Consider the following 26,638-nt stretch of genomic DNA (forward strand, 5'->3'; position numbering starts at 1 on the left):
TTACAATTCATACAGAGCTCATTAAAATACATTTGTTGAAATATTAAATTCTTATTTCAATGAAAAAATTATGCGTTGGGCTTTTCCTTTTTACTTTCTTATTCTCGAGTGCCCAGAAAAATGATATTTCAGTAGTGCTTGCTGATATTACAGAAAAAGTAAAAAGTCATTATATTGATAAAGAAACTTATAAAAAAGTGGACTCTTTATTTCAAAGTGAACTTAAAAAAGGAACTTTTAAAGACCTCAATAAAAAAGATTTTGCGGATCTTCTTACTCAAAAGTTAAGAACAACCATTAAAGACGAACATTTTTTCGTTAAATATATCGAAAACTACATGCCTGAAAAACAGATGAGTGAGAAAGAAAAAGAGAAATTGAACAATGAACACAATAGTCTTGAAAATTTCGGATTTGAAACAGTTCAAAGACTCCCGGGTAATATTGGTTACATCAATTATAAAGGTTTTGCCTCTCCTGAAGCCAGTGAAAAAACATTGGCCGCTGCTATGAATTTTGTTGCCAATACCCATTCTCTGATTATTGATCTCAGAGAAAACGGAGGTGGAGAAAACGGGATGCTTCTTTTATTTTTAAGCTATTTTTTTGATCAAAAAAAAGATCTTTATACCACATATTTCAGACATAATCAGAAAACGGTTGTAGACAGTACTCAACCCAAAGTTTCCGGACAGAAATATCTTCATAAAAAGATCTATATTCTCACCAGTAAAAAGACTTTTTCGGCCGGAGAAGCTGTAGCCTATTTTTTGCAGCAATATAAACTTGCCGAAATAATTGGTGAAAAGGCAGGAGGTGCAGCCAATCCTGTAGATCATTTTATCATCCAAAATCAATACTTACTACTTGTTCCGGCAGGAAAAATAACAGCTTTAAACACTCAAAAGAACTGGGAACATATAGGAGTGATCCCCGATCAGCAAGTGAAAAGCGAAGATGCTTTAAAGACGGCTCACATCAAAATTTTAAAAAATATAATAACATCAGAAACAAAAACAGAACTAACCTTACCTGAAATAAAAAATCTTATTTATAAATTAGAACAATAAATACCTGTTATGTCATCAATAATCATCAATACATCCGGCGAAAAAGACCTCGAAATACTTCAAAACATTGGTATACAAACTTTCACTGAAACGTTTGCAGAAGATAATTCGGAAGAAGCTATGAAAAAGTATCTGGAAGAAAGCTTTAATACTGAAAAGATTAAATCTGAGCTGAATAATCCTGATTCATTTTTCTTTATTGCCTGGGAAGAAGACAATCCGGTAGGTTATCTGAAAGTTAATTCTGGTAAGGCACAGACAGAACTTCAGGATGATACAAGCCTGGAAATTGAAAGAATCTATGTGAAGAAAAGCCATCATGGGAAAAAAGTAGGACAGCTTCTTTATAATCAGGCCTTAGAAACAGCTCGGCAACTTCACAAGTCATATCTGTGGCTTGGGGTTTGGGAGGAAAATCTGAGAGCTTTAAATTTTTACAGGAAAAATGGATTCGTTGAATTTGATAAGCATATTTTTAGACTTGGAGAAGAAGAACAGACTGATCTGATGATGAAAAAAATACTGGACTAAAACTTTTTTGCCAGAGATAGTAATATTATAGGGTGAAATATTTCAAAAATGAACCATTCAGAATTTGTAAAACATATTAATCAGTATTATCCTTTATCCGGAGAAGCGATTAAAGACTTATTAGGCATCTGTACGGAAGAATATTACCACAAAAATGATCTTCTGCTGGAATCCGGTTCTATGGCGAGATATTATTATTTCATCAAATCCGGGTTAATAGGGTACTATACAGTGGATGAACAGGGAAATAATATTTATAAAATTTTCTTTGAAGAAAACAGTTTTGTAGCTTCCACAGCCGCCATTATTAAAAATGAACCCAGTGATTTCAATATCATTGCACTGGAAGACTGCTCCGTAATACAGTATCCCGTAAAAGCCTACCGTGAATTACTTGAAAAACATCATGATCTGGCTCTTTTTCATATGTACTATCTGGAAAAAAATTGGGTGGTAAAAAAAGAACCACTGGAAGTCTCTCTCAAATACGAAACAGCAAAAAAGAGATATCTGCAATTGCTTGAAAATACATCTCTTTATAATAGACTAAAACAGCATCACATCGCCTCTTATCTTGGAATAACGCCTACACAGCTAAGCAGGATAAAAAAGGAAATCAACTGATATTTCTAAATCTAAGTGGAAAATAAATTAACAAAAGCTTCAACATATGTTGAGGCTTTTGTTCTTTTTCTGCCGGAATTTTGCTTTGTCAGAAGATCATTGGTACATTATATGTTCTATAATTAAAGAACTTGTGACTATTATTAATTCAACACTTTTCAACATGAAGAAGCTTATCAACATTGTATTTGTACTGACTGCATGTATTCAGTTATCAGCACAAAAAATTATTCATCAGGAAATTTTCAGTCCGAAAATGAATAAAAAGATCAAAACAGTTATCATTACCCCCAATCTTCAACCTAATACAACCTATCCGTCTGTTTATATTCTCCACGGTTTCAGTGGCAATCCGGACAGAATCATTAAGCAGGATATTCCGGATCTGGTAAAAAAAGCACAGGAACTTAAAACAATCTATGTACTTCCGGATGGAAACTACAGTTCGTGGTATGTGGACAGTCCGATTGTAAAAGATTCACAATATCAAACCTTTATTGGGAAAGAATTGGTAGAATTTATTGATAAAAATTATCCTGTGAAAGCAGAGAAAAAATTCCGTGGAATTTTGGGATGGAGTATGGGAGGTTATGGAGCAATCAATATCGGAGTTACCTATAATAAAACGTTTGGTATTGTAGGAAGTTCTTGCGGAGCGCTGGATTTCAATTCGTTCGGAGAAGGCTATCAAAAATATATGGTGAATAAAGTTCTTGGACCACTGGAGTCTATCAATCCCAATTTCCTTACCGACAGTAAAATAAAACTGATGGCAGGAGCAGAACAGCAATATATTTTCGATTGCGGTACTGAAGACACTCAAATGATCAACATGAATAGAAATTTTCATAAAAAACTGACAGAAATGAAGCTCCAGCATCTCTACACAGAATCTTTAGGCGGACATGTTCCTGAATATTGGAGCAGATCATTATCTGAACAACTGTCTTTGTTTGACAGATTCTTTAAACAATAAAAAAGAATAAATTTTTAAGTGATAAATCAGATAAAAAATCCTTTTTGAGCAGTACTCAAAAAGGATTTCAATTGATTGATATTCAAAATGCTAACAGATCAGCATATTAAAAGTGTTGAAAGTTTTTACCCAAATGTTCCTCTATCACAAAGAACGGATCTTCTGTAAGTGTATGTGCTCTCATATCAATAAGGCTCACTTTACTCATCATACGAAGCATGATTCTTCTCTCACATGGCTCTTCAATGCCATCTATATTTCTTACTCCCGCACGAAAAGCTGATCTTCCGTGAGCACATAAGTGATTGTTTACCAGGACAACATCTCCTGCCTGAGGCGTAAATCCTGAGTAAATCAAGTGCCTGGCTTCTTCCCAGAACTCATGCAGCGTACTTTGTGCTTCCTCCGATTGTCTTATGCTGGAATTAAAAAGCTGTTCTGCAGCGTCAAATCGCATAAACGGAAGACTATAATTCCCATACAGTACAGAATCCAATGTCTCTTCTTCATTATCTCCCGTTTCCAGGTTGGCATCTTTCGGAATTTTATAGATACGCTCAAAAAGAGGTCTGTAATTTTCCCCGATAGACTCATGAGAACGGATAGAATAAAGAGTAGAAGGAACCTGTTCTTCATTTCTTACATACATAAAGCTTAAAAAATCGGCCTGATGCTTCAGAAACGCATCTTCGGTATGCACATACAAATCTGTTGAAGACCCTGATCCAGTCTGCGTTTCCTTCATTTTTTCGTCAGGAATGATGGCATGGATTAGTCCGCCTCCTTTACGCTGTGAATAATATTGTACAGGTTTTGAAGGAAGTGCCCCGTGAATAAGTGCGCACGCAAAACCATATAAATTAAATTTTGAATAGTCAGCTGCCTGCCAATTGGGAGGGGTAGAGCCTATATTCTCCTGATCTATATCCATTAATCCTGTGAAGATCAGTGCACCATATTGATTTTTTGAAAAGTCACTCGCAAAATCAGCCGCTATATTTAAAATTCTCTCCGGTAGAAAATAAGACGCCAGCTGATGTACATGCTTTATAAAATCACGGTTTTCATAAGTGTCATACTTTTTCTGAAGATGCAGTGCTGCATCTTTTATCATTCTTCTTTCCTGAGAAGTGACTTCTATGACCGTAGGAAGCAGTTTTACCGCTGTTAAACAGTCTTTATCTAAAATTTCTGTAGAATTCATTAAAAAAAATTTGGTGTTAAGTAATAATTTTTATCTTTGTTTTTAATTATTCTAAATAACAATAGTCGAGTCAAATTTAGTAATAATTCCGTAATCACCAAATAAAATATAATAAAAAATGCGAAAATTAAAAACCTGACTATCAGATATATATAATCGTATATCAAAAAAACCACAACAACTCACAGATTAAAAAAATCACATTACAAAACTTTTATGAACAATAATTTAATATCCCTAGAAGAGTTCGCAAGCACAACTTCACCTCACATTTCGGGGAATTTTGGGAATATTTTTCATCCTGACAATTATGATCATTATCGTAATGCTGTCAACAGTACTTTAGACCTGGTTCAGGAATTCCTTTACAGAAATAACAAGCCTTTCAGTGGTATAGAAGCCAAAACAATGAAAGGAATGGTACAACAGATCGATCTTAATCAAAAACTTTCTAATTATAACGAGCTTCTGGCAGAAGTAGATGAAATCTATGTAAAACATGCCACAGCTTTTCACCTTCCACAATATGTAGCTCACCTTAACTGTCCTGTAGTGATACCAGCATTGGCAGGAGAAATCCTTGTAAGTGCAATCAATTCTTCACAGGATACTTACGATCAGAGTGCAGGAGGAACTTTTATGGAAAGAAAACTGATCGACTGGACTGCTGGTCATATTGGATACAATACGAATGAAAGCGATGGCGTTTTCACTGCAGGGGGCTCACAGAGCAATTTAATGGGATTGGTCATGATGCGTGACTGTTTTTCTCAGAAAAGATATAATCACAATATTAAAATGGATGGTCTGCCGGCAGAGGCAAGCCGTTTCAGAATATTTGTTTCAGATAAATCTCACTTTAGCAATCTGAAAAATGCTTCCATTATGGGGCTGGGTGAGAAAAGCATTGTTAAAGTGCCTACCGATGACCGTTTTCGTATGGATATCTCTCTTTTGAAAAAATACATTAAGAGAGAAGAACAGTTAGGAAATATTCCTATTGGTATCGTGGCTACCGCAGGAACTACAGACTTTGGAAATATTGATCCACTGGATGATATCGCCAATATTGCAGAACACTATAATATCTGGATGCACGTAGATGCGGCGTATGGCTGCGCTTTATTATTAAGTGAAAAATACCGTGATCTGATCAACGGTATTGAAAGAGCAGACTCTGTAACGATAGATTACCACAAATCATTCTTCCAGCCCATCAGCAGCAGTGCTTTTATTGTTAAAAATAAAAAAGAACTGTTGATTCTTAAACACCACGCTGATTATCTGAATCCGAAAGAAATGGACGAAGAAGAAATTCCGGCACAGATCAATAAATCTATTACCCAGAGTACGCGAAGATTTGATGCTTTAAAGCTTTGGTTTACTATAAGAATGATGGGCAAAGAACAGTTGGCAGAATACACAGATACTGTGATTGATCTTACCAAAGATGCAGCTGCAATGATTACTGAAGATGCAGATTTTGAACTTCTTTCAGATTCGGACTTAAGTGTTCTTGTTTTCAGATATGTAAATCCGGAAATCAGTGATCTGAATGCCCTGAATCAGTACATCAAGATGAAATTATTCTACAGCGGAGAAATCCTTGTAGCGAGTACAAAAGTGGATGGAAATTTCTATTTGAAGTTTACATTCCTGAACCCGATCACTACGACTGAAGACATTTATCAAATTCTCACCACAATCAAAAAACATGGAAAAGACTTTAATTCAGAAAAATAAAACGGGAGAAAAAGCCCGGGAAATTACTTTCAGAATTCTGCTGAACGGAATGTTGAGAGAACTAGGAAATGGAAAATTCTATCAGGGCGTTCCGAAATATAATCTTCTGACAGCAAAAGCTCTTCAGAACAGTGATTATTCATTGTTTATGAGATTTGAAATGAAGAAAAGCGGACTGTTTTTATTTGCTCCGGTTTCCTATCGTTCTGAAACTCTTTTCCATGAATACGGACCTGTTTTGTGGGTTGTAGACCATAAAAATCAAGAAGTATTTGAAGTTAATGATCAAAAACTGACTGAGCTGGTTTACAAAGAGTTTTCTGAGACGACCAATGAAAAAGGATTCCAACAATTTGTGGAAAGAATTCAAAGCAGCTTAAGAAATCTTGAACAGACAACAGAAGCTTGTCTTCAGGATGACCAGCTTTTAACGTATTCTTTCCTTGAATCTGAGCAAATGCTTCCGGCAGGACACAATCTGCATCCTTTCACCAAATCAAGAATGGGATTTTCTGAAGAAGAACAGTTTTTATATGGTCCTGAATTCGGGAAAGGATTTCAGCTGGATTACTTTCTGATTCACAAAGACTGCATCACGGAAAAATCTCTTCCGGGAATTTCTGCAAAAGAAATCTTCGAAAAGTGGACTTCTTTACCGGAAAGCTACGATTTTGAAAACACAAATGATTTTTATATAGTTCCATGTCATCCATGGGAAGCACAGTATCTTTTATCAACAGAAGAATATCCTGAAATGCTTGGTTCGGGAAAAATCATTCACATAGGGCCATTGGGAGAAGACTTTTATGCAACATCCTCTATAAGAACGGTATATAATCCGGATTTCTGCTGGATGTTGAAATTTTCTCTGCATGTTTTAATGACAGGTTCTGTCAGAACAAACAGCATGAAAGATCTCAACAGAGGATATGCTTCGGCGATCTGGTGGCAAAATATAAAGGCTTCATTTGAACAAAATTTCCCGAATTTTAAATTATTGCTGGAGCCTTCCACGCTAAGCGTTCATTATGAAGGAAAAAATATGGACAGCCTGAATATACTGCTCCGTGAAAATCCTTTCTCAAATGAAGATAAAGTCATTTTATTGGCAAGACTTTGTCAGGATGAATCTACAGAAGGGTTCAATTTTACGACACATTTCTTTAAAAATGTTGCGAATCAACTAGGCATAGATACAGAAAAAGCAGCCATTATCTGGTTTGAGAAATATGTCAATCTATTGCTTTCGCCTTTAAACAGATTGTACAATCAATTAGGCATGGCGCCGGAAGTGCATCAGCAAAACCTACTTGTTCAGTTGGATAATCAGCTTCTTCCTCAGTCTGTTTATGTAAGAGACGGACAGGGTTATCTGATCAAAGAAAGTTTCAAAGGAAAATATGAATCCCTGATTAAAGATTACCCTGAAGTGGAAGATCTTTTCATCAGAGATGAGCGTCTTCTGGACATTATTTCTCACCATCTTCTGGTAAGTAACCTAAGCGCATTGATTGCTTCAATAGGTAAAACAGGATTGGTTAAAGAAAGAAGACTGATCCATATTCTGTACAGGGAGTTTGAAAATCTTCATGAATCTGAACCATCATCTTTGACAGATTATGCATTGAATCAAAGATATTGGGCTGTAAAATCAAACCTTCAGTCGGCAGTGTCTGACGTAGACGGCGGAGTGAATGCTTCCTCAATTTCTTATGCTAAAGTTCCGAACCTTCTTCACAAGCATTTCTTCTCGGATCAGCTGATTCATCCTCAAGGGAAAGAAGTTTTCTTTAAAAGGTATTTCCAGAAAGAAGATGTAACCATGAGTATGCGTCCTATAGATCTTGAAAATGACCTTGAAATGCTTCATGAATGGTTCAACCGTGAACATGCCATAAAAATCTGGCAGATGAACTGGCCGATAGACGAACTGGAAACCTACTATAGGCTGATGCTTCCAAGTGATGAAGCGCACAGTTATATCATCGCAGGTAACGATGAACCTTCTTGTAATATAGAGATTTATTGGGCTTGTAGAGATATTGTAGGCGATTATTATGAAGTACTGCCTACAGATTATGGAACACACCAGTTCATTGCACCTATTGATCCTAAAAAGAAATTTGTATCCCCATCTACACAATCCATGGTCGACTATGTTTTTGCACAGCCACAGGTAGGAAAAATGGTAGGAGAAGGATCTGTAGACTCTCTTGCATCTATAATGAACAAAGCCCATGTAGGATTCAAAGTAGAAAAAGTAATTGAAATGCCTCATAAAAAAGCCAATCTGAACTTCTGTTACAGAGAATGGTACTGGGAAAAATTCCCACAGAATAAAGAGGTACAAATCACCACAAACATTACAAAAAATGACTAACGAAGCTGTATACAATGTAATAGGCATAGGTATAGGCCCTTTTAATCTGGGACTTGCCGCATTATCCAATCCGATTTCGGAACTGAAAACCCTTTTTCTAGATCAGAGAGATGGTTTCGACTGGCATCCGGGACTGATGATTGATCATGTAACCCTGCAGACCCCATTTTTATGCGACTGCGTTTCCATGGCTGATCCTACGAATCCTTTAAGTCTTTTGAATTATCTGAAAGAAACCGGAAGGCTTTACAAATTCTTTATCCGTGAAAGCTTTTTCATTCCGAGAAAAGAATACAACCGCTACTGCCAATGGGTAATTGAACAGCTTCCGCAATGCCGTTTTTCTACTCAGGTGGTTGATATTACTTATGAAGGTGGTTTATATCATGTAACTACCATTCATACCAAAACCAAAGAAACTACGGTTTTCAGAACGGAAAGACTGATTTTAGGAACAGGAACACAGCCTCATATTCCTTCTTTTATTCCGAAGGATGATTCACGTGTTATTCATACAAGTTCTTATTTATACAGAAAAGAAGAGCTTTTGACTCAAGGTAAAAAAATAGCGATTATCGGTTCTGGGCAGAGTTCAGCAGAGGTATTTTATGACCTTCTTCAAAACAGGAATGAAGGAACACAACTGGGATGGTATTCCCGTCCGGACAGATTTTTCCCTATGGAATATTCCAAACTGACACTGGAACTTACTTCACCTGACTATGTAGAATATTTCTACAACAGAAGCGAATCTGCAAGAAAAACAATTTTAAGCAAACAGCAAGCTCAGTTTAAAGGAATCAATTACGATCTGATCAATGATATCTATGATTTTATTTATGATCTGAATATTGACAACGCTGACCCTAATCTTAAAATTATTCCTAACAGTCAGTTGAATAAAGTAGACAACAGCAACCCGGACTTCATCAATCTTGAATTTACACAACTGGAACAGGAAGTACCTTATGATCAGGAAGCAGATTATCTGATTCTGGGAACAGGATACCGCTATCACGAGCCTGCATTCTTAAAGAATATTCAGTCAAGAATAAAAAGAAATTCCAGTGGATTGTTTGATATCAACAGAAATTATTCAATAGACCACAACGGAGGAGAAATCTATGTGCTTCATGCTGAAGTTCATACCCACAGCTATATTTCTACGGATCTGGGAATGGCTGCGTACCGTAATTCCTACATCATCAATGATATTTTGGGAAGAGAGCATTATAAAATTGAAAAGAAAATTGCTTTCCAGGATTTTGATGTAGAAAAATATGCTGATTTACCAACTGCCAAAATTTAATCATACAATGAACACCAACTTAAAAAATACAGTAAGCCAGGAAAACTGGAATCAGGCCAATAGAAACCTAATGGCCAAAACCATCGCAGAACTGATGCATGAAGAGCTTCTAAAACCTGTAGTAACCTTTGAAAATAAAGACGGATATACTGTTTTTACCCTTGAAACAGGAGTTGAAAATATTACCTACAGCTTCCGTGGTCAGGAAAGAATGATGGATTATTGGCATATTGATAAAGACAGTATTACAAAAACAGAAAACGGTGAAGCACTATCTTTTGTAGATGTAGCTGCTTTTTTCCTTGAAATGCAGTCTGTATTCGATTTAGATCCATATACCATTGCAAGATACACGGAAGAGCTACTGCATACGCTGTATTGTGATGCTTTAATCTTATCAAAAGGGGTGATGTCTTCAAAAGAGCTTGCTGATGCAGATTATCAGACGGTAGAGCACAATATGACAGGACACCCGTGGGTAATTGTGAACAAAAGCCGATTAGGTTTTTCTCCACGTGATCTGAAAACATTTGCTCCTGAAGCCGATGAAAATTTAAAAGTAATCTGGCTGGCTTCTCATAAAAGCAGATCGTCATTCCAGGCTTTGGAACATATTGACCGAGAGCAGTTTTATCGTTCCGAAATAGGGGATTTATTGTACAATGATTTTCAGCAGCAGCTATTGAGTCAAGGAAAAATTGTTGAAGATTATCATTTTATTCCTGTACATCCATGGCAGTGGGAGCACAAGCTTCAGATTCATTTTGCCGGAGATATTGCTTCCGGACTTTTAATCCAATTAGGAGAGGGTAGCGATACTTACAGCCCACAGCAGAGCATCCGTACTTTATTCAATGTAGATCATCCTAAAAAGAGATATCTGAAAACAGCAGTTTCTATTCTGAGTACAGGAAATATCAGAGGATTATCACCTAAACAGATGAAAATTGCTCCAGCCATTACAGATTGGGTAAAAGGATTGATAAAAGACGATGCTTACCTTGAGAACAAAGAAACTATTTTCTTAGGAGAAGAGGCTGCAATTACCTATCTGCATCCACAATATGGAGCTATTGCCAGTGTACCCTATCAATATAATGAATTCCTTGGGGCATTATGGAGAGAAAGTGCTGAAAACTACCTGAAAGAAGATGAGCAAATGGTAACCATGGCCTCTTTACTTTATGTAGATGAGAGTGGAGTTCCGTTGGTACAGGCATTTGCAGAAAAAGCGGATGTGAGCATCAAAGAATGGATTGAAAGCTATCTTGATGCCTATCTTACTCCATTATTACACATTTATTACACGCATTCACTATGTGTAACACCACATGGAGAAAACATTATGGTTGTTCTGAAAAACGGCATTCCACAGAGAATTGTAATTAAAGATTTTGTGGATGATATCGTTTTAACAACTGAAGCAAGAGAAAAACTTCCTGCACACCTTGCAGATGGTTTGATTCAGTCTTCCAATAAAGAAAATATCCCGTTGTTTATTTTGCTTGGAGTTTTTGATGCTTTCTTCAGGTATCTATCAAATGCTCTGCATACCTATTCCAACTTTAATGAAGAAACATTCTGGGAACTGGTTCACAACTGTGTAGAAAATTATAAAGTTGAGAATACCCACCTTCAGGAACGATACGAAAAGTACGACCTGTATGTGCCTGCATTCAAAAGATTCTATATCAACAGTCTGCGTCTGAAAAATAACGGTTACAGTGAAAACAAGGCGTTTGCCATACCGAGAAAAGACGGAGCACTGCCTAATCCGCTGTATCAGATTGCCAATAAAAATTCAGTAGCAGCAGTATGAGGAAATTCCTGCATATACTAAAAGAAGGAGCGGTTTTTACGTATGGAGCCATAGCTGGAAAGAAAGTTGAACTGACTTCCGGAAGTATCAACCGTTCCATCTTTAGTCTTGCCATTCCTATGGTGATGGAACTTGTCATGGAATCTGTTTTTGTGAGCGTTAATCTATTGATTATCGCAAAATTAGGCGACAAGGTTCTTGGTCTTGTGGGAATTACAGATAACTACATCAACTTTGCTTATGCCATTGCAGTAGGTTTGGGGATTGCAGCAGCAACCCTTACCGCCAGAAGAGCTGGTGAAAAAGATAAAGAAGGAATGGGCAGAACAGCTCAATACATCATCTTGTTAGCCTTATTTTTTGCAGTGCTTATTAGTGGGATTTCCTGCTTTTTTGCATCAGAAATTGTTGATTTTCTGGGAATCAATGCCAATACAGTAACTGAGGGAGTTTCTTTCTCACGACTGGTCTTCCTGAGTATCGGGCTTGTGATTCTTCGTTTGTCTGTAAATGGACTTTTCAGAGGGGCTGGTGACGCTGATATTGCTATGAAATCACTTTGGATCTGCCATATTTCCAATATCATTTTTGCAGTGATCCTTGTTTTCGGATTAGGATTTATTCCTGCTTTTGGATTGATGGGATTGGCTTATGCTACAGTTTTGTCGAGGCTTTTAGGGGTTTTATATCAGGCTTTCGTATTGATGTCCGGAAAAACCAGCATCAGCATCAGAGTTCCTCTTCAGCTTGATGTACCCTTATTGCAGAAGATTCTGAAAATAGCCTTTGGCGGATTGGTTCAGTATATCATTCCAACATCCAGCTGGCTGATTATGGTGAAGATCATCTCCACTTTCGGAACTACAGCACTTGCAGGATATATCATTGCCCAGCGTATTGCTTCCGTAGCAACGATGCCAGCCTGGGGAATAGGAAATGCAGCCGGAGTTCTTACTGGCCAAAATCTTGGTGCCGGAGAACCTGAACGTGCAGAAAAAACAGTTTGGAGAGCAGGAACCATCAACATGACTTATCTGGTACTTGTAGCTCTATTCTGGCAGATTGCAGCGGAATACGTGGTGAAATTTTTCACTACAGAACCGGAAGTAGCAAGATATGCTGTGCAATACATTCATGTGGTGTCTATGGCTTATTTGCTATTAGGATTCACCATGGTGATCAGCCGTGCTCTGAATGCGGCCGGAAACATTCTGCAGGTTACACTGCTGTACCTCGTGATGTTTTATGTGATTCAGCTTCCTCTGGCTTATCTCTTAGGAGTAAGATTTCAGTGGGAACTGAGAGGAATATTTACCGCTATTGTTTCTTCGGAAATTGTTTTAGCTGTGCTATTCCTAATGATTTTTAAAAATGGAAAATGGAAAACTATAAAAATTTAAAATGAACACTACAGAAGAATTTTATGAAATTATCGCCTCTGCCATCGCCATAAAAAAAGAATTGGTAGATGAAAAACTAACCTATCAGGAAATCCCGGAATGGGATTCTATGTCTCATCTTCTTATCGTAGAAGCGCTTGAACAGTTCTATCAGATCAAGTTTGATTTTAACGATATTCTGGAGATGGGAACCGTCGGAAAGATTCGCGAAAAAATGAAAAAATACGAAGTATTCGTAGAAAACTAAGCCTATGAAAATTTTAGAAAATGTAATTGCCAACAAGAACTTGGGGTTTACAGATGCTTCCACCGGTACAACAATACCGGTGGGAACACTGTACCGGTCTTTAGGCTTAAACCCGGTAGAAAAAGGGCTGCTCTTTTTGTACAATGACAATCAGCTGTCAAGTATTGAAGTGCTGCTTAATTTTTATGGAACAGCACACACCATTGCGGTACTGGGACAGAAACTGCATGAGGAATTTAAGGAACGTATTGAGGCAGAATACCGTCCTAAATACATCTTTGATCCACAAAGAGAAGCCATTGAAGGATACAGTCTCAAAACATTCTCAGACCATATCAGCATCTTTGCAAAGGATGATTATAAGAGTGAAGTTACCATTCACCCTGATATTAAAATCCTTTTGAGTACTTCAGGCACAACAGGTATACCGAAGCTGGTTAAATTATCTGATGAAAGCCTTTATCAGAATGCTTTGAGCATCCTTCAGTACATGCCGATTCAGGAAACAGATGTGGTTCCTTTAAATGTTCCGATCAACTTTGTATACGGATTCTCTATTTTCACTACCAACTGTATGCGTGCCGGAAGAATCGTATGTACAGATAAGGACATTATGCAGAAAGCATTCTGGGACGAAATGGAGGAGTACGGATACAGCACTTTAGGCGGAGTTCCTTTCCTTTATGAAAACCTGAACAGAATAGGATTTTTCAGAAAAGATTCGCCAAGTCTGAGGTATTTTACCCATACCGGAGGAGTAATTAATGCGGAGTTGAGAAAAACGATTTTCTCTTATTGTCATGAATTTAAAAAAGAATTCTTTGCACAATACGGACAAACGGAAGCAGGAGGAAGAATGGCTTACCTTACTACAGAAGGATTGCTGGAAGAAGAAACATCAATCGGAAATGTGGTAGAAAGAGGGAGCTTCAAAATTGATCCTGAAACGGATGAATTGCTGTTTTCTCATGTTAGTATTTTCGGAGGCTATGCCAATAAGCTGGAAGATCTTGCTACTTATGAGCAGCCTTCCGTACTGCATACCGGAGATACCGCCAGAAAAGGTGAAAACGGAATTTATTACATCACCGGAAGAATAAAACGTATCATGAAGCTTTTCGGAATACGTCTTAATCTGGATGAGGTAGAATTTATTCTTAAAAATGAAATGCAGGGCAATACCTTCGTATGTCTGAATGCCAATGATAAAAAAATCGTTGTGTTGTATGCCAATCCGGATATTGATCCTCAGATCATCACCGAAACCATTAAAAATAAACTACGCATCAACCCGCAATATGTTCGCACCGAATTTATAGAATCATTCCCATTATCACAAAACGGTAAAATAAACTATCCCCTGTTACAAAAATTACAGCATGAAAACATCTAAAACCCTTATATTACTTCTTGGTCTTGCTTTATCTTCAAACTCGCTTTCTGCACAACAGGGCGACAGAATTCATGGCAAGATCATGCTGACTGAACAGGCACCAGTAAAAAATGCTGTTTTAAGACTTGTCAACACGTCTTATCAGGCAAAAACCAATAATTTAGGAGAATATTACTTTGAAAATGTGCCACCTGGAGAATATATGCTTCAGGTGGTTTTAAATGATATCGAACTGATGAGAGAGTCTATCCACATTCAGAAAGATGTCCACGAAATCCCTGCGATCTATGCCCCGTTGCACAATAATGTGATTGAGGGAATTACCGTATATGCAGTGAGCAGAAATAAATTTTTGGACAGAGACAGTACTTCAGTGGCTAAAATGCCTTTGAAAGTTCTTGAAAATCCACAGACTTACACAAGCATCAACCAGCAGATCATGAAGGAACAGCTTACTTACGATATTTCAGAGGTATTGAAAAACGTTCCGGGTATGGTAAAAATGCAGGGAAGCCCGGGAAGAGGCTCAGGAGACGGAAGTTTCTACTACAGCCTTAGAGGATTCCCTACCAAAGTATCTATGGTAGACGGTGTTCCTGCGAACACCAACGGAGAAGTTGATCCTGCCGATCTTGAACGTCTGGAAGTGATCAAAGGACCGTCAGGAACATTGTACGGAGGTGCCGTAACTTCCTTTGGAGGCTTGATTAATGCGATAACCAAAAAACCTAAGGATTATTTCGGTGGAGAGGCTTCTTATCTTATGGGAAGCTATAATCTGAACCGTGTAACGGCTGATGTTTACGGTCCGATTACAGAATCCAGAAATATGCTGTTTCGTTTAAATGCCGCTTATCAGTATCAGAACGGATTCAGAGATTCTGAATTCAGAAAGTCATTCTTTGTGGCTCCTACTGTAAGCTATCAGGTTAATGACAGGCTGAAGTTCAACTTAGGAGCTCAAATCTACAATTATGAAGGAACAAACACTCCGATTATTTTCCTTCCAAGAACAAGAGCTTATTTCGCTCACAATCCGGATGAACTTGGCTTCGACTGGAAAAGGTCTTACTCCAACAATGATATGACCTTAAAAGCTCCATCTATTAATGTAAAAGCTGAGGCTGTCTACAAAATTGCAGATAAATGGACTTCACAGACTTTACTCTCAAGAAACTTTAGAAAAACAGAAGGTCTGTACCAATATCAGTTCATCAGAGGAAATACCAGTGATGCTATGCTGGAACGTAATGTACAGTGGCAGAACTCAGAAGCGTCTTCTACCAGTATTCAGCAGAACTTTAATGGACAGTTTAATATCGGGAAAATTAAAAATAAAGTGTTGATCGGACTAGATTATCTGAATCAAACGATCAATAATAACCATTCCCCGATTGTAGTCTTTGATAATGTCAACGGACAAAGCTTAGAAGGCTATCCAAATATTTCTAAGGATCTTGCCCTTCAAAAAATCCAGGCATTTACCCAGACAGCCATTCAGGCAGGTAAAACACCTTTGGTAAGAAATAATTCTGCATCCAACCTTTATGGAGCTTATATTTCAAATGTCACTTATATTACTGACCGTTTGATAACGCTTTTAAGCTTACGTATGGATCATTATGAAAGTATAGGACAATTGAATTTGAATGATAACAAACGTACCGGTGATTTCAATCAGACCGCATGGTCTCCAAAAGTGGGAATTGTATACCAGATCCTTAAAGATCAGTTATCTGCTTATGGTAACTACATGAACGGCTTTAGTTATACAGCACCTGTTGCACAGCAGTTGCCAGACTATAGCGGAGAAATGAAACCTCAGATGGCGAATCAGTGGGAAGTAGGAATTAAAGGAAATCTTTGGAGAAATAAAATTAATTTCACCGTTGGATACTACGATATTCTTGTAGATAACATCCAGAGAGGAAGTGGCGTAATCCGCGACGGAAAAGAATACAATATTGTTGTTCAGGATGGAACACAAAGAAGTAAAGGAATTGAGATTGAAACCATCATGAATCCTGTTCAGGGATTAAACATCATGGCCGGATATACCTACAACCACAGCAGATATGAAAAAGCAGATCCAGCTGTAGATGGGCGCCGTCCGGAATCTGCAGGTCCTGCAAATGTATTCAATTCTTGGATTAGTTATATTCTTCCCATTAAAGGACTTCAGGGACTTGGAGTTGGTTTCGGAGTAAACCGTGTTGGAAAACAGATTACCGGAAATAAAACCGTTACCGGACAGTTTGCATTCCCTGCCTATACTTTAGTAAATGCTTCCATCTCCCTTGAAAAAGAAAGATACAGATTAGGATTTAAAATGAATAATCTGGGTAATGCACAATATTTTGCAGGGCAGGGAGTGGTAGTTGCTCAGATGCCTCGTAATTTTGTTGCTGAGGTAAGCTTTAAATTTTAAGAATGAAGCTGAAGTTTAGAAAAATTGCCTATCAGTTACATCTATGGCTCGGACTAACGTCCGGGCTTATAGTTGTTATCATGGCCGCTACGGGATGTATCCTGGCTTTTGAAGAAGAATTAAAACATATTGTTCACCCCAACAGATATTTCGTTGAAAACATTGGAAGAAAAAAACTTTCCTTGTCCGGACTTACGGAAAAAGCAGAAAAAGTACTTCCGGAAGGTTTAAAAGTTAAAAGAGTAGTGATGCCTTCTGATCCCTCACGAACCTATGTATTCCGTACCCTGAAAATGAATGATGAAGCATGGACCTATTGGGGAACTTATCTTTATTATTACCGGATCTATGTAGATCCTTACACCGGAAAAGTACAGGAAGTAGAAGATGCCAAAAAAGACTTCTTTGAAATTGTACTGGATCTTCACCGAAGACTTCTGCTGGGTGAAAAAATCGGAAAAATGATTACCGGTTATTCCACATTGATATTTGCTGTCATCCTTTTGTCGGGGCTTGTGATATGGTATCCCCGAAAAATGAGTAAAAGCATGCTAAAAGGAATGTTTTTCATTAAAACATCAGCCAATTGGAAAAGGATTAACTATGATATTCATAATGTGTTGGGATTCTACGCTGTGATTCCTTTACTTTTAATCTCTTATTCCGCATTGATATGGAGCTTTGAAGATGTAGATAAATGGGTAAAGAATACACTGAACGGAAATACTACCACAGAAAAGAAAGCCAAAAGTACTATCCCTTCCGAAGAATTTTCAAACCGTAAAGATATTCTCAATCTGATTGGAAGTACGATGGAAAAAGGATTGAAAGATAAAAGATCAGCACTTGTCAATTTCCCAAGATCGGAAGAAGGAACTTATTATGTTGAACTGACTTACGATGGAAGGCAATATAGAAATGAACAGTTTAATTTTGATCAATATTCAGGAGAAATTTTAAAATCTCAATCGTATAAAAACAAAAATATCGGATATGGAACCGCATTAAGAGAAAGAAATTATGATCTTCACACCGGAAGTATCCTGGGACTGACGACCAGAATTATTTATTTTCTGGCAGCCATAATCGCGCTATCACTCCCGATTACCGGTTTTATTATTTATTTGAATAAGAAAAAGAAGAAACCAAAACACAAGAAAAACAAAGTAATTTTTCCTTCTCATCATTAATAAAAGCCTCTGTAAAGGGGCTTTTTAAAAGATTTCAAAAGTAAAAATATACAATATCAATTTTATCTCAGATAAAATCCTCACGCCTTAAAACATATTGTTTTGGGTCTTATTTGCGCCTTTACGTTTTCCAACCAAGAAATAAGCAATCTACTATAATCACCCAACCAATCCCTTTACATTTTTTGAAAATACTTCAATTCCTTTGTTCATCTCTTCAAAATTAAGATCTCCAAATCCCAGACGCATAGCCGTAAGCCCTTTATTCTGATACAGCAATGTTTTTGGAATAAAAAGATTGTCTTTCGCACAATTCCGGCTCAACTGCATTAGATTCAGCGGAATATTCCATTCCAGCCATATTGCAAGCCCTCCGGAAGGCTTTTGAAAAGTAATAAGATCCCCAAGATTCTCTTCCAGCAACGCAGAAAAATGATCACGCCTTTCCTGATAGACTTTTAAAGACTTTTTCAGATAACGGTTAATTTCCCCTTCTGCAATCATCTCTCCAAGCGCTCTTTCCATCAGAATATCTCCCTGACGGTCTATAATTCCAAGATATTTACGCATTTCTGTCATCAGATTCTCAGGAGCAACAATAAATCCCGTCCTGAACCCCGGAGCCAAAGACTTCCCGAAAGAACCGATATAGATCACCATTCCATTCGTATCGGCGCTGGCTAAGGGAAGAATAGGACTTTTGTCGTAATGGAATTCATAATCATAATCGTCTTCCAGAATAATAAATCCGTATTCGTTGGCAAGCTCTAACAGCTCAAATCTTCTCTGAGCACTCAAAGCAACGGTAGTAGGATAGTGGTGATGAGGTGTCAGATAAAGCATCCGTATTTTCTGCTTTTTACAGGCATCCCGCACGCTTTCTACCATAATTCCTTCTTCATCAATGGGAATCGAAACAATATCAACTCCAGCTTTCATAAAGATCATATTGACGGAAAAATAGCTCAAAGCTCCCACCAATACGGTATCACCAGCAGAAAGAAGAATTTCGGAAACAATATAAATACTCATTTCCGTACTTCGGGTGATGAGCAGATTGTTTTTAGAAATAGGAAGTCCACGGGAAAGATTCAGATACTGGGATAAATGTTCTTTAAAAAATTCACTTCCGTCATGATTATAATGCCCAAAAGCTTTCTGATTGGATTTACGCTTCAGGATAGAACTGTAAAACCGTGAATGCTGTCCGATTTGGGTTAAACGGATATCCGGCACACCATCATTAAATACATACTCACAGTCCGAATGTTCAAAAGGATTATCTAGAATATTGGATGTTTTAAATGAAAAACCAGTCGAAATTGGATAGTTTTGAAGGTTGTTTTGCTCAAAATCGTTCAATTTAACAGGTTTTTCCTGATCTTTTCCGATCACAAAAGTTCCTTTGTTTGGTAAACTCTCCGTCCAGCCCTGGGCCGACAATTCATCGTACACCGCAACAGCTGTATTTCTGTGGATTTCCAACATTTCACTGAAGGTTCTAGTCCCGGGAAGCTTCGTTCCGAAAGGTAAAAAGCCTCTCTGAATCGCATTGATCAGCTGATTGGCAATCTGTAAATAGATAGATGTCTCTGATTTTCTATCAATCTTAATAAAACTTTCGTAAGGAATTTTAACCGGACTATCCATAATATCAAAACTGGCACCATGTAACCATCCGGCAATATACTACTTTTGACATCAAAATAAAAATCTATGGAATTTCATCAGCTGTTAAAAAAAATTGTACAGGAAGGAAGTACCCACGCCAAATGGCTGAATACACTTTCTTTTATGGAAAATGCCGGTGCAAGAAAAATATCAAAATGTGAACATCCTACTCTGGTTTCTCAGATCCAGTTGAAACATGCTGCTGAAGAGCACCGCCACGCTTATTATTTAAAAAAGCAGATCGGGAAAATAAATACTGAACTCTGCAAAACCTACGAAAGCACAGAGCTTCTGGCACCTATCGCAACAAGTCAATATCTTCACTCATTGGATATTAAAGCCTGCCGTTATCTTCAGAAAGCATTCAATCTTAATGAAATAGATATTAAATATGCAGCCTATCTTTTTGTAACTTATGCTATTGAGGTTCGTGCAGATGAGCTTTATCCCGTTTATCAGCAGGTACTTACTGAAGCTTCTTCCAAAATTATGGTAAAATCTATTATTCTTGAAGAAGAAGGGCATCTGGAAGAAATGATCCATCAGCTCAATGAATTTTCTCCAGACTGGAAACACCATGCAGACCATATTCTGACCATAGAAAAAGAACTTCATGAAGAATGGATTAATGCTATTACTCAGGAAGTAGCTCAGTTGAATTATGCTTAACAATAGCTCTAGCTTTCAGGAATCTCTTGACAAAAGAAAAGAGGAAGGAACATTAAGACGGTTACGGCTTCAATCTGATGGAATTGATTTTTATTCCAATGATTATCTGGGATTTGCAAAAAGTAAAGAACTTCAATATTTACTGCTGCAAAAGGTTATGAATAATCCTCAACTGCTTTCCGGAAGTACTGGTTCAAGGTTAATCAGCGGGAATAGTGAAATTGCAGTTTCTGTTGAAAATGAAATTGCTCAAAAGCATCAGTTTGAATCTGCATTACTTTTTCCGTCCGGATATAACGCAAATCTGGCTTTGTTTTCCACACTTCCAAATCGTCATGATGTAGTTATTGTGGATGAACAGATTCACCGGTCGGTACACGATGCCTGCAAACTTTCGAATGCTAAAAAATTGAAATTCAAGCATAATGATTTTGAAGATCTTGAGAATATTTTAAAAAGACAGGAAGGACATTGTTATATCGCTATAGAAAGCCTTTATTCTATGGAAGGAGATTTTGCTCCTATTCAGGAAATCGCTGCACTTGCCGACAGATATAAAGCCTCTCTGATTGTAGATGAAGCCCACGCATTCGGAGTTTTTGGATATGGACTGATTGAAAAATATCAATTACAACATCAGGTTTCAGCTGCAGTTGTGACCTATGGAAAAGCTCTAGGAGCTCATGGTGCGGTAATTCTCTGTAATGAAACGGTGAAATCTTACCTGATCAATTTTGCAAGTCCGTTCATCTATACTACTTCCGCACAGGATTTCCAGTGGATGAGTATAAAAACAGGATATGAATTTTTAGATCAGCATCATGAACTGGTGGTAAAACTTCAGGATAATATTAAAATTTTCCGAAGTCGAAATTTACGATCTCCATCAGCAGAAACAAGTCCGGTTCAGGCTATTCTAATCCCGGATAACCAAAGATTAAAAGAATTACAGGACACTTTATCTGAAGAAGGATTTTTAACCTACTCCATATATAGCCCCACAGTAAAAGAAGGAAGTGAACGGTTGAGAATATGCCTTCACAGCTTTAATACAGAAGAGGAAATTAGGAAACTGGCAGGAATTATTAAAGAATTTGTTTAAGGTAAAAAAGGGAAATACAGCAATTTTCTCGAAAAACTTTCAAACCACGAATCACGAATCTCGAAACCCATGAAATTATTTATAACAGGAATAGGAACCGAAATAGGAAAAACAGTTTGCTCAGCCGTTTTGGTTCAGCATTTTAAAGCAGAATACTGGAAACCAATACAGTCCGGAGATCTGCATTATACGGACAGGCATAAAATTGAAGAATGGACAGATACTAATGTGTGCCATTCGGAAACTTACCGTTTACAGCTGGCTGCATCACCACATCAGTCCGCTAGAGAAGAAAATATTACCATCAATCTGAATGATTTCCAATTACCAGAAACAGAAAATCCATTGATTGTAGAAGGAGCCGGAGGTCTTATGGTACCCATATCCGACACTACTTTTATGATTGATCTGATTGAAGAATTAAGTCTTCCGGCAGCATTGGTAATCAGAAATTATTTAGGCTGCATCAATCATAGCTTGCTCTCAATCCTGGCTTTACAACAGAGAGGAATTCAGTTGGAATATTTAATTCTTAACGGAGATTTTCCGGAAGATACAGAAAGAGTAATCTGCAGTTTTATCGAAAAAGAAGCAAAAATTATAAAGATTCCCGAAATCAAAAATACGGATAAAGAATCTATACAACATGCTGCAAAGCAATTAACAATAACAAAAATAAGATAATGGATACAAAAACAACATTGAGAAACAACTGGACTAAAGAAGAAATTGAAGAAATTTATCATCTTCCCCTGATGGAACTGATCTATAAAGCAGCCACCATACACCGCGAATGGCATGATCCTTCCGAAGTACAGATATCCACTTTATTATCCATCAAAACCGGCGGATGTCCTGAAGACTGCTCATACTGTGGACAGGCTGCCCGTTATCACACGAATATCAAAGTACAGGCCTTATTACCTACAGAAACCGTAATTGCCCACGCTCAGAAAGCAAAAGATTCCGGATCTTCAAGATTCTGTATGGCTGCAGCATGGCGTGAAGTGCGTAATAATCGTGATTTTGACAGGGTAATTGACATGGTAAAAGGGGTAAACGATCTTGGTCTTGAAGTATGCTGCACACTGGGAATGCTTACCGAAGAACAGGCTGTCAGACTACAGGAAGCAGGATTATATGCCTACAATCACAATCTGGATACTTCTGAGCAGTATTATGAAGAAATCATCTCTACCAGAACTTTTGATAACAGGATTAACACAATAAATAACGTAAGAAAAGCAGGGATCACAGTGTGTACAGGAGGAATTATCGGACTTGGTGAAACCCACAGAGACAGAATTTCAATGCTTCTAACTTTGGCAACAATGCCAAAACATCCGGAATCTGTTCCTATCAATGCTTTAGCCAGAGTAGCAGGTACCCCATTAGCGGATAATGAAAAAGTAGACACCTGGGAAATGGTAAGAATGATCGCTACAGCAAGAATTGTAATGCCTTCTTCTATGGTAAGATTAAGCGCCGGCCGTATAGAAATGTCAGAAACAGAGCAGGCATGGTGCTTTATGGCAGGAGCTAATTCTATTTTTACAGGAGAAAGAGAAACTTTATTGGTAACGCCTAATCCGGGAGTTTCTGAGGATATGCAGATGCTTCAGACATTAGGATTGAAACCAATGATGAAAAAAGAAACTTGCTGTTAGAAAATTATGAATGATAAAATAATGAGTGATGAGTTGGATTGCTGGTATTATAGCACTTATTATAAAATTTGTTTTTGAATTTTTATAAACTGCTTTAAGCAGATGTAAGTTCGAAAATGCAAAGATGTAAATATTTTTAAGGCGCAAGAAAATCAAAGATTTAAGAGATAGTGCAGATTTTTTTTATAGTTATCTGCTTAATTTACATAATCTGTGAGAGGCTAAAATTTGCAATGTTAAATCCTTGCGCCTTAAAATATTCGCAATCTATGATGAATTTGCGCCTTTGTATCAATCCAACATTTCAACCTATTCAACTAAATTATTGTTAAATCCAATTTCATCACTCATTATTACTTTTTACATCAATATATGAATACAATAACAAAAGAAATCAGCCTGCAGCAAAGAGACAAAATGGTCAACTGGCATCCCTATACGCAGATGAAAACAGCTGATGATATTATTCCTATTGTAAAAGGAAAAGGAATTTACCTGTATGACAATGAAGGAAAAAAATATATGGATGTCGTTTCATCATGGTGGGTGACGTTACATGGACATTCTCACCCTTACATTGCACAACGTGTTTTTGAACAGTTAAATACACTGGAACAGGTTATTTTTGCAGGATTTACGCATGAACCCGCTGTAAAACTTTCGGAAAATTTACTCAAGCTTCTTCCGGCTGGTCAGGAGAAAGTCTTTTATTCGGATAATGGCTCTACAGCAGTAGAAGTTGCTTTAAAAATGTGCATTCAATATGCATACAATAAAGAGAAAAAGAAAACGAAGATTTTAGCTTTTAAAAATGCGTATCACGGGGATACTTTCGGAGCGATGTCTGTAAGTGGAAAAAGCTTCTGGACAAGACCTTTTGAAAGCATGCTGTTTGAAGTTATTTTTATTGACACACCCAATGCAGAAAACCTGGAAAGTCTGCGCAAACAGATTAAAGAACTGGCTGCTGAAGTAGCCTGCTTTATCTATGAGCCGTTAGTTCAGGGCGCTGCAGGAATGTTGATGTATAAATCTGAAGATCTTAACCAGCTGATGAAATACTGCAGGGAAGAAGGTATTCTTATGATTCAGGATGAAGTTTTTACAGGATTTGGTAGAACAGGTAAGCTTTTCGCGGCTGATTACCTTACGGAAAAACCGGACATTATGTGTTTTTCAAAAGGACTTACAGGAGGAACCATGCCAATGGGAATCACGACCTGTTCTGATGAAATTTACAATGCCTTTCTTTCCGATGATCGTCATAAAACCTTATTTCACGGGCATTCGTTTACAGCTAATCCTTTAGCCTGTACAGCGGCTCTTGCCAGTATGGAACTATTACTTACAAACGAAACTCAAATGAATATCAACCGCATCACTCATCAACATTCGGAGTTTGTGAAAGCACTTGCTTTTCATCCTCATGTAGAAAAGGTTCGTCAGATCGGAACTATTTTAGCTTTCGATTTTAAAACCGGGAATGGTACTTCTTATTTCAATGAAATAGGGAAGAAGCTTTACAATGAATTCTTACAGAGAGGGATTATTATGAGGCCGTTAGGAAATGTAATCTATCTGGTTCCGCCATATTGTATTACCTCCGAAGAATTGGATTTTGTATATCAGAATATTATTGAAGTTCTGGATCAGTTTATAGAATAAATGATCCCTTCTGGTAATAATTATTTTTAATTTTTTTAAATGTACCTTATAGGTTCTGGGAACCTATAAGGTTTTTATTCAAATGATTACTAATTGGTATTAATCCTCTTTAAAGCTCCTGTTCCGCCTTCTTCAAAATATGAATCAGTTCTTTCAATTCATCTTTATTGAAATCCAATAACTTCTGGTTAAAATGATTGGGCGGAATTTTTATATAATTAACCCACGAAGAAAGGTTGCTTTTGTATAATGCTGTTAAAATTTAAAGAGCAAGAATAAAAAAGGATAGAACCGAAAATCTATCCTTTTTTATTGTATTTAATAATTATTTTTAATCTTCTACACATTTATTTCTTGCAGCCTTCATTCCAAAATACAACATCAATAATACCGCAAAGCTTAACAAATAAAATGAGCTGTTCCAGGAAATATCCCAATCATGAAGCTTTCCAAACAACGGAGGACCAAAAGCTGCAATCATATATCCTACAGACTGGGCCATTCCGGAGATCTTAACAGCATTAATACTGCTTTTCGTTCTCGTAGAAAAAAACAGAATAGATAAACTGAAAGATAAACCGTTGGAAATTCCTATGATCACAGCATTCGCATAAATCCACTGAGATTTCATGAAAACAAACATCATCGTACTTCCAAACATCAGGGCGCAGATAAAAAGGATCATCAGTCTCTGGTCTTTCATCTTGCTGGCAATAATCGGACAGCAGAATGTCACAGGAATCATCGTAATCTGGATTACAAAGAAAACCCATCCGGAACTTTCCCCCTGCATATGAAAATCTGCAAGAAATGAAGGCAGCCAGGCCACCAGACAATAATAGAATAAAGACTGAAGCCCCATGAAAATACTGATATTCCATGCCTGGGCAGATTTAAACATATTAAAATCAGAAGTACTGAGTGCCGTTTTGGGCTGACTCGGATTTCTTTTATTAAATATAAACTCCAATGCTAAAACAAGGAAACCCAATGCAGCAATAACCAACCAAATCCCTAGAGAACCTTTCCATCCAAACCCAGTCAGTTCCCCGATTTTCACACTGAAACCAGAAGCCAAAGCTGCAGTAAGATTCATGGATACTGCAAAAATCCCAGTCATGAGACCAATCTGCTTCGGAAAATTATTTTTAACATATCCCGGAGTGACCACATTTCCAATACATATTCCTAAGCCAATGAATATAGACCCTAAAAACAACAGCCAGAGAGATCCGCTGATTCTTAAAAATAAGCCAAAACTTAAAATAATAAGAGAATACATTAGAAGTTTACTGATTCCAAGTTTATTAGAAAACTTACTCACCAGCACAGAACATGCAGCAAACATAAACAGTGGAATAGAGGTAAGCAGACTTACCTGAAAATTATCCAGCTTCAATGCATCTCTTACTTCGCCCAATACAGGGGCAACTGCCACAATCGGAGAACGGAGGTTACTGGAAATCAATATAACTACCAGAACATTAATGATTAATAAAACATACGAAGCATTCTTTTTTACTTCACTCTTCATCATAATAAAAACTTTT

Annotated in this window: 21 protein-coding genes; 18 read left to right on the forward strand and 3 right to left on the reverse strand. The window is 37.3% G+C overall.

What is annotated here, in order from left to right:
* Nucleotides 1–59: 59 nt before the first annotated feature.
* The 4 genes from KIK00_RS04285 to KIK00_RS04300 all read left to right on the forward strand — a co-directional run bounded on the left by KIK00_RS04285 (nt 60) and on the right by KIK00_RS04300 (nt 3,201).
* The gene (locus KIK00_RS04285; RefSeq protein WP_255815324.1) at nt 60–1,070 is read left to right on the forward strand and encodes a S41 family peptidase; all 1,011 of its coding nucleotides are present in this window, start codon (nt 60–62) and stop codon (nt 1,068–1,070) included.
* 9 nt (nt 1,071–1,079) lie between these two features.
* Nucleotides 1,080–1,601 carry a GNAT family N-acetyltransferase gene (locus tag KIK00_RS04290; RefSeq protein ID WP_255815325.1) on the forward strand — a complete coding sequence of 174 codons (522 nt, stop codon included), beginning with the start codon at nt 1,080–1,082 and terminating at the stop codon, nt 1,599–1,601.
* Nucleotides 1,602–1,649: 48 nt separating this feature from the next.
* The gene (locus KIK00_RS04295; protein WP_255815326.1) at nt 1,650–2,225 is read left to right on the forward strand and encodes a Crp/Fnr family transcriptional regulator; all 576 of its coding nucleotides are present in this window, start codon (nt 1,650–1,652) and stop codon (nt 2,223–2,225) included.
* Between the two features lie 163 nt (nt 2,226–2,388).
* A complete protein-coding gene (locus KIK00_RS04300) occupies nt 2,389–3,201 on the forward strand; it encodes an alpha/beta hydrolase family protein (RefSeq protein ID WP_255815327.1) in 813 nt (270 codons plus the stop codon).
* Between the two features lie 106 nt (nt 3,202–3,307).
* Here the strand turns inward: KIK00_RS04300 and KIK00_RS04305 are convergent, their stop codons facing one another.
* On the reverse strand, nt 3,308–4,405 hold the full coding sequence (locus KIK00_RS04305; RefSeq protein WP_255815328.1) for a TauD/TfdA family dioxygenase: 1,098 nt from the start codon (nt 4,403–4,405) through the stop codon (nt 3,308–3,310).
* A 216-nt stretch (nt 4,406–4,621) separates the two neighbouring features.
* On the opposite strand from KIK00_RS04305, the gene KIK00_RS04310 reads away from it, so the two are divergent.
* From KIK00_RS04310 to KIK00_RS04350, 9 genes are read left to right on the forward strand one after another with little or no spacing between them, the layout of a single operon-like run.
* Nucleotides 4,622–6,148 carry an aspartate aminotransferase family protein gene (locus KIK00_RS04310; RefSeq protein ID WP_255815329.1) on the forward strand — a complete coding sequence of 509 codons (1,527 nt, stop codon included), beginning with the start codon at nt 4,622–4,624 and terminating at the stop codon, nt 6,146–6,148.
* Nucleotides 6,120–8,528, forward strand: coding sequence for a GNAT family N-acetyltransferase (locus KIK00_RS04315; protein ID WP_255815330.1), 2,409 nt, complete (start codon nt 6,120–6,122; stop codon nt 8,526–8,528). The genes KIK00_RS04310 and KIK00_RS04315 overlap by 29 nt, the downstream gene beginning before the upstream one ends.
* Complete coding sequence (locus tag KIK00_RS04320; RefSeq protein WP_255815331.1) at nt 8,521–9,837, forward strand: lysine N(6)-hydroxylase/L-ornithine N(5)-oxygenase family protein; 1,317 nt, start codon at nt 8,521–8,523, stop codon at nt 9,835–9,837. The genes KIK00_RS04315 and KIK00_RS04320 overlap by 8 nt, the downstream gene beginning before the upstream one ends.
* A gap of 7 nt (nt 9,838–9,844) precedes the next feature.
* Nucleotides 9,845–11,656 (forward strand): IucA/IucC family siderophore biosynthesis protein, encoded by a 1,812-nt coding sequence (locus KIK00_RS04325; RefSeq protein ID WP_255815332.1) that lies wholly within the window; start codon nt 9,845–9,847, stop codon nt 11,654–11,656.
* Nucleotides 11,653–13,056, forward strand: coding sequence for an MATE family efflux transporter (locus KIK00_RS04330; protein WP_255815333.1), 1,404 nt, complete (start codon nt 11,653–11,655; stop codon nt 13,054–13,056). The genes KIK00_RS04325 and KIK00_RS04330 overlap by 4 nt, the downstream gene beginning before the upstream one ends.
* 1 nt (nt 13,057) lies before the next feature.
* On the forward strand, nt 13,058–13,303 hold the full coding sequence (locus KIK00_RS04335) for an acyl carrier protein (RefSeq protein WP_047374822.1): 246 nt from the start codon (nt 13,058–13,060) through the stop codon (nt 13,301–13,303).
* 4 nt (nt 13,304–13,307) lie between these two features.
* Nucleotides 13,308–14,696, forward strand: a complete 1,389-nt coding sequence (locus tag KIK00_RS04340) for an AMP-binding protein (protein WP_255815334.1) — start codon at nt 13,308–13,310, stop codon at nt 14,694–14,696.
* Nucleotides 14,683–17,124 (forward strand): TonB-dependent receptor, encoded by a 2,442-nt coding sequence (locus tag KIK00_RS04345; RefSeq protein ID WP_255815336.1) that lies wholly within the window; start codon nt 14,683–14,685, stop codon nt 17,122–17,124. The genes KIK00_RS04340 and KIK00_RS04345 overlap by 14 nt, the downstream gene beginning before the upstream one ends.
* A 2-nt stretch (nt 17,125–17,126) precedes the next feature.
* Nucleotides 17,127–18,314 carry a PepSY domain-containing protein gene (locus KIK00_RS04350; protein WP_255815338.1) on the forward strand — a complete coding sequence of 396 codons (1,188 nt, stop codon included), beginning with the start codon at nt 17,127–17,129 and terminating at the stop codon, nt 18,312–18,314.
* Between the two features lie 159 nt (nt 18,315–18,473).
* Here the strand turns inward: KIK00_RS04350 and KIK00_RS04355 are convergent, their stop codons facing one another.
* Nucleotides 18,474–19,964, reverse strand: a complete 1,491-nt coding sequence (locus KIK00_RS04355; RefSeq protein WP_255815339.1) for a PLP-dependent aminotransferase family protein — start codon at nt 19,962–19,964, stop codon at nt 18,474–18,476.
* Nucleotides 19,965–20,030: 66 nt separating this feature from the next.
* On the opposite strand from KIK00_RS04355, the gene KIK00_RS04360 reads away from it, so the two are divergent.
* The 5 genes from KIK00_RS04360 to bioA all read left to right on the forward strand — a co-directional run bounded on the left by KIK00_RS04360 (nt 20,031) and on the right by bioA (nt 25,088).
* Nucleotides 20,031–20,654 carry a hypothetical protein gene (locus tag KIK00_RS04360; RefSeq protein ID WP_255815340.1) on the forward strand — a complete coding sequence of 208 codons (624 nt, stop codon included), beginning with the start codon at nt 20,031–20,033 and terminating at the stop codon, nt 20,652–20,654.
* Nucleotides 20,647–21,756, forward strand: coding sequence for a pyridoxal phosphate-dependent aminotransferase family protein (locus tag KIK00_RS04365; protein WP_255815341.1), 1,110 nt, complete (start codon nt 20,647–20,649; stop codon nt 21,754–21,756). Before KIK00_RS04360 ends, KIK00_RS04365 begins: the two co-directional genes overlap by 8 nt.
* 69 nt (nt 21,757–21,825) lie before the next feature.
* The gene (bioD, locus tag KIK00_RS04370; RefSeq protein WP_255815342.1) at nt 21,826–22,440 is read left to right on the forward strand and encodes a dethiobiotin synthase; all 615 of its coding nucleotides are present in this window, start codon (nt 21,826–21,828) and stop codon (nt 22,438–22,440) included.
* On the forward strand, nt 22,440–23,423 hold the full coding sequence (bioB, locus tag KIK00_RS04375) for a biotin synthase BioB (protein ID WP_255815345.1): 984 nt from the start codon (nt 22,440–22,442) through the stop codon (nt 23,421–23,423). The genes bioD and bioB overlap by 1 nt, the downstream gene beginning before the upstream one ends.
* Nucleotides 23,424–23,795: 372 nt before the next feature.
* Complete coding sequence (bioA, locus tag KIK00_RS04380; RefSeq protein ID WP_255815347.1) at nt 23,796–25,088, forward strand: adenosylmethionine--8-amino-7-oxononanoate transaminase; 1,293 nt, start codon at nt 23,796–23,798, stop codon at nt 25,086–25,088.
* Nucleotides 25,089–25,419: 331 nt separating this feature from the next.
* Here the strand turns inward: bioA and KIK00_RS04385 are convergent, their stop codons facing one another.
* Nucleotides 25,420–26,625: an MFS transporter gene (locus KIK00_RS04385; protein WP_255815349.1), complete on the reverse strand. Its 1,206-nt coding sequence runs from the start codon at nt 26,623–26,625 to the stop codon at nt 25,420–25,422.
* Between the last annotated feature and the right edge of the window lie 13 nt (nt 26,626–26,638).

The organism is Chryseobacterium sp. MA9, from assembly GCF_024399315.1.
GTDB lineage: Bacteria > Bacteroidota > Bacteroidia > Flavobacteriales > Weeksellaceae > Chryseobacterium.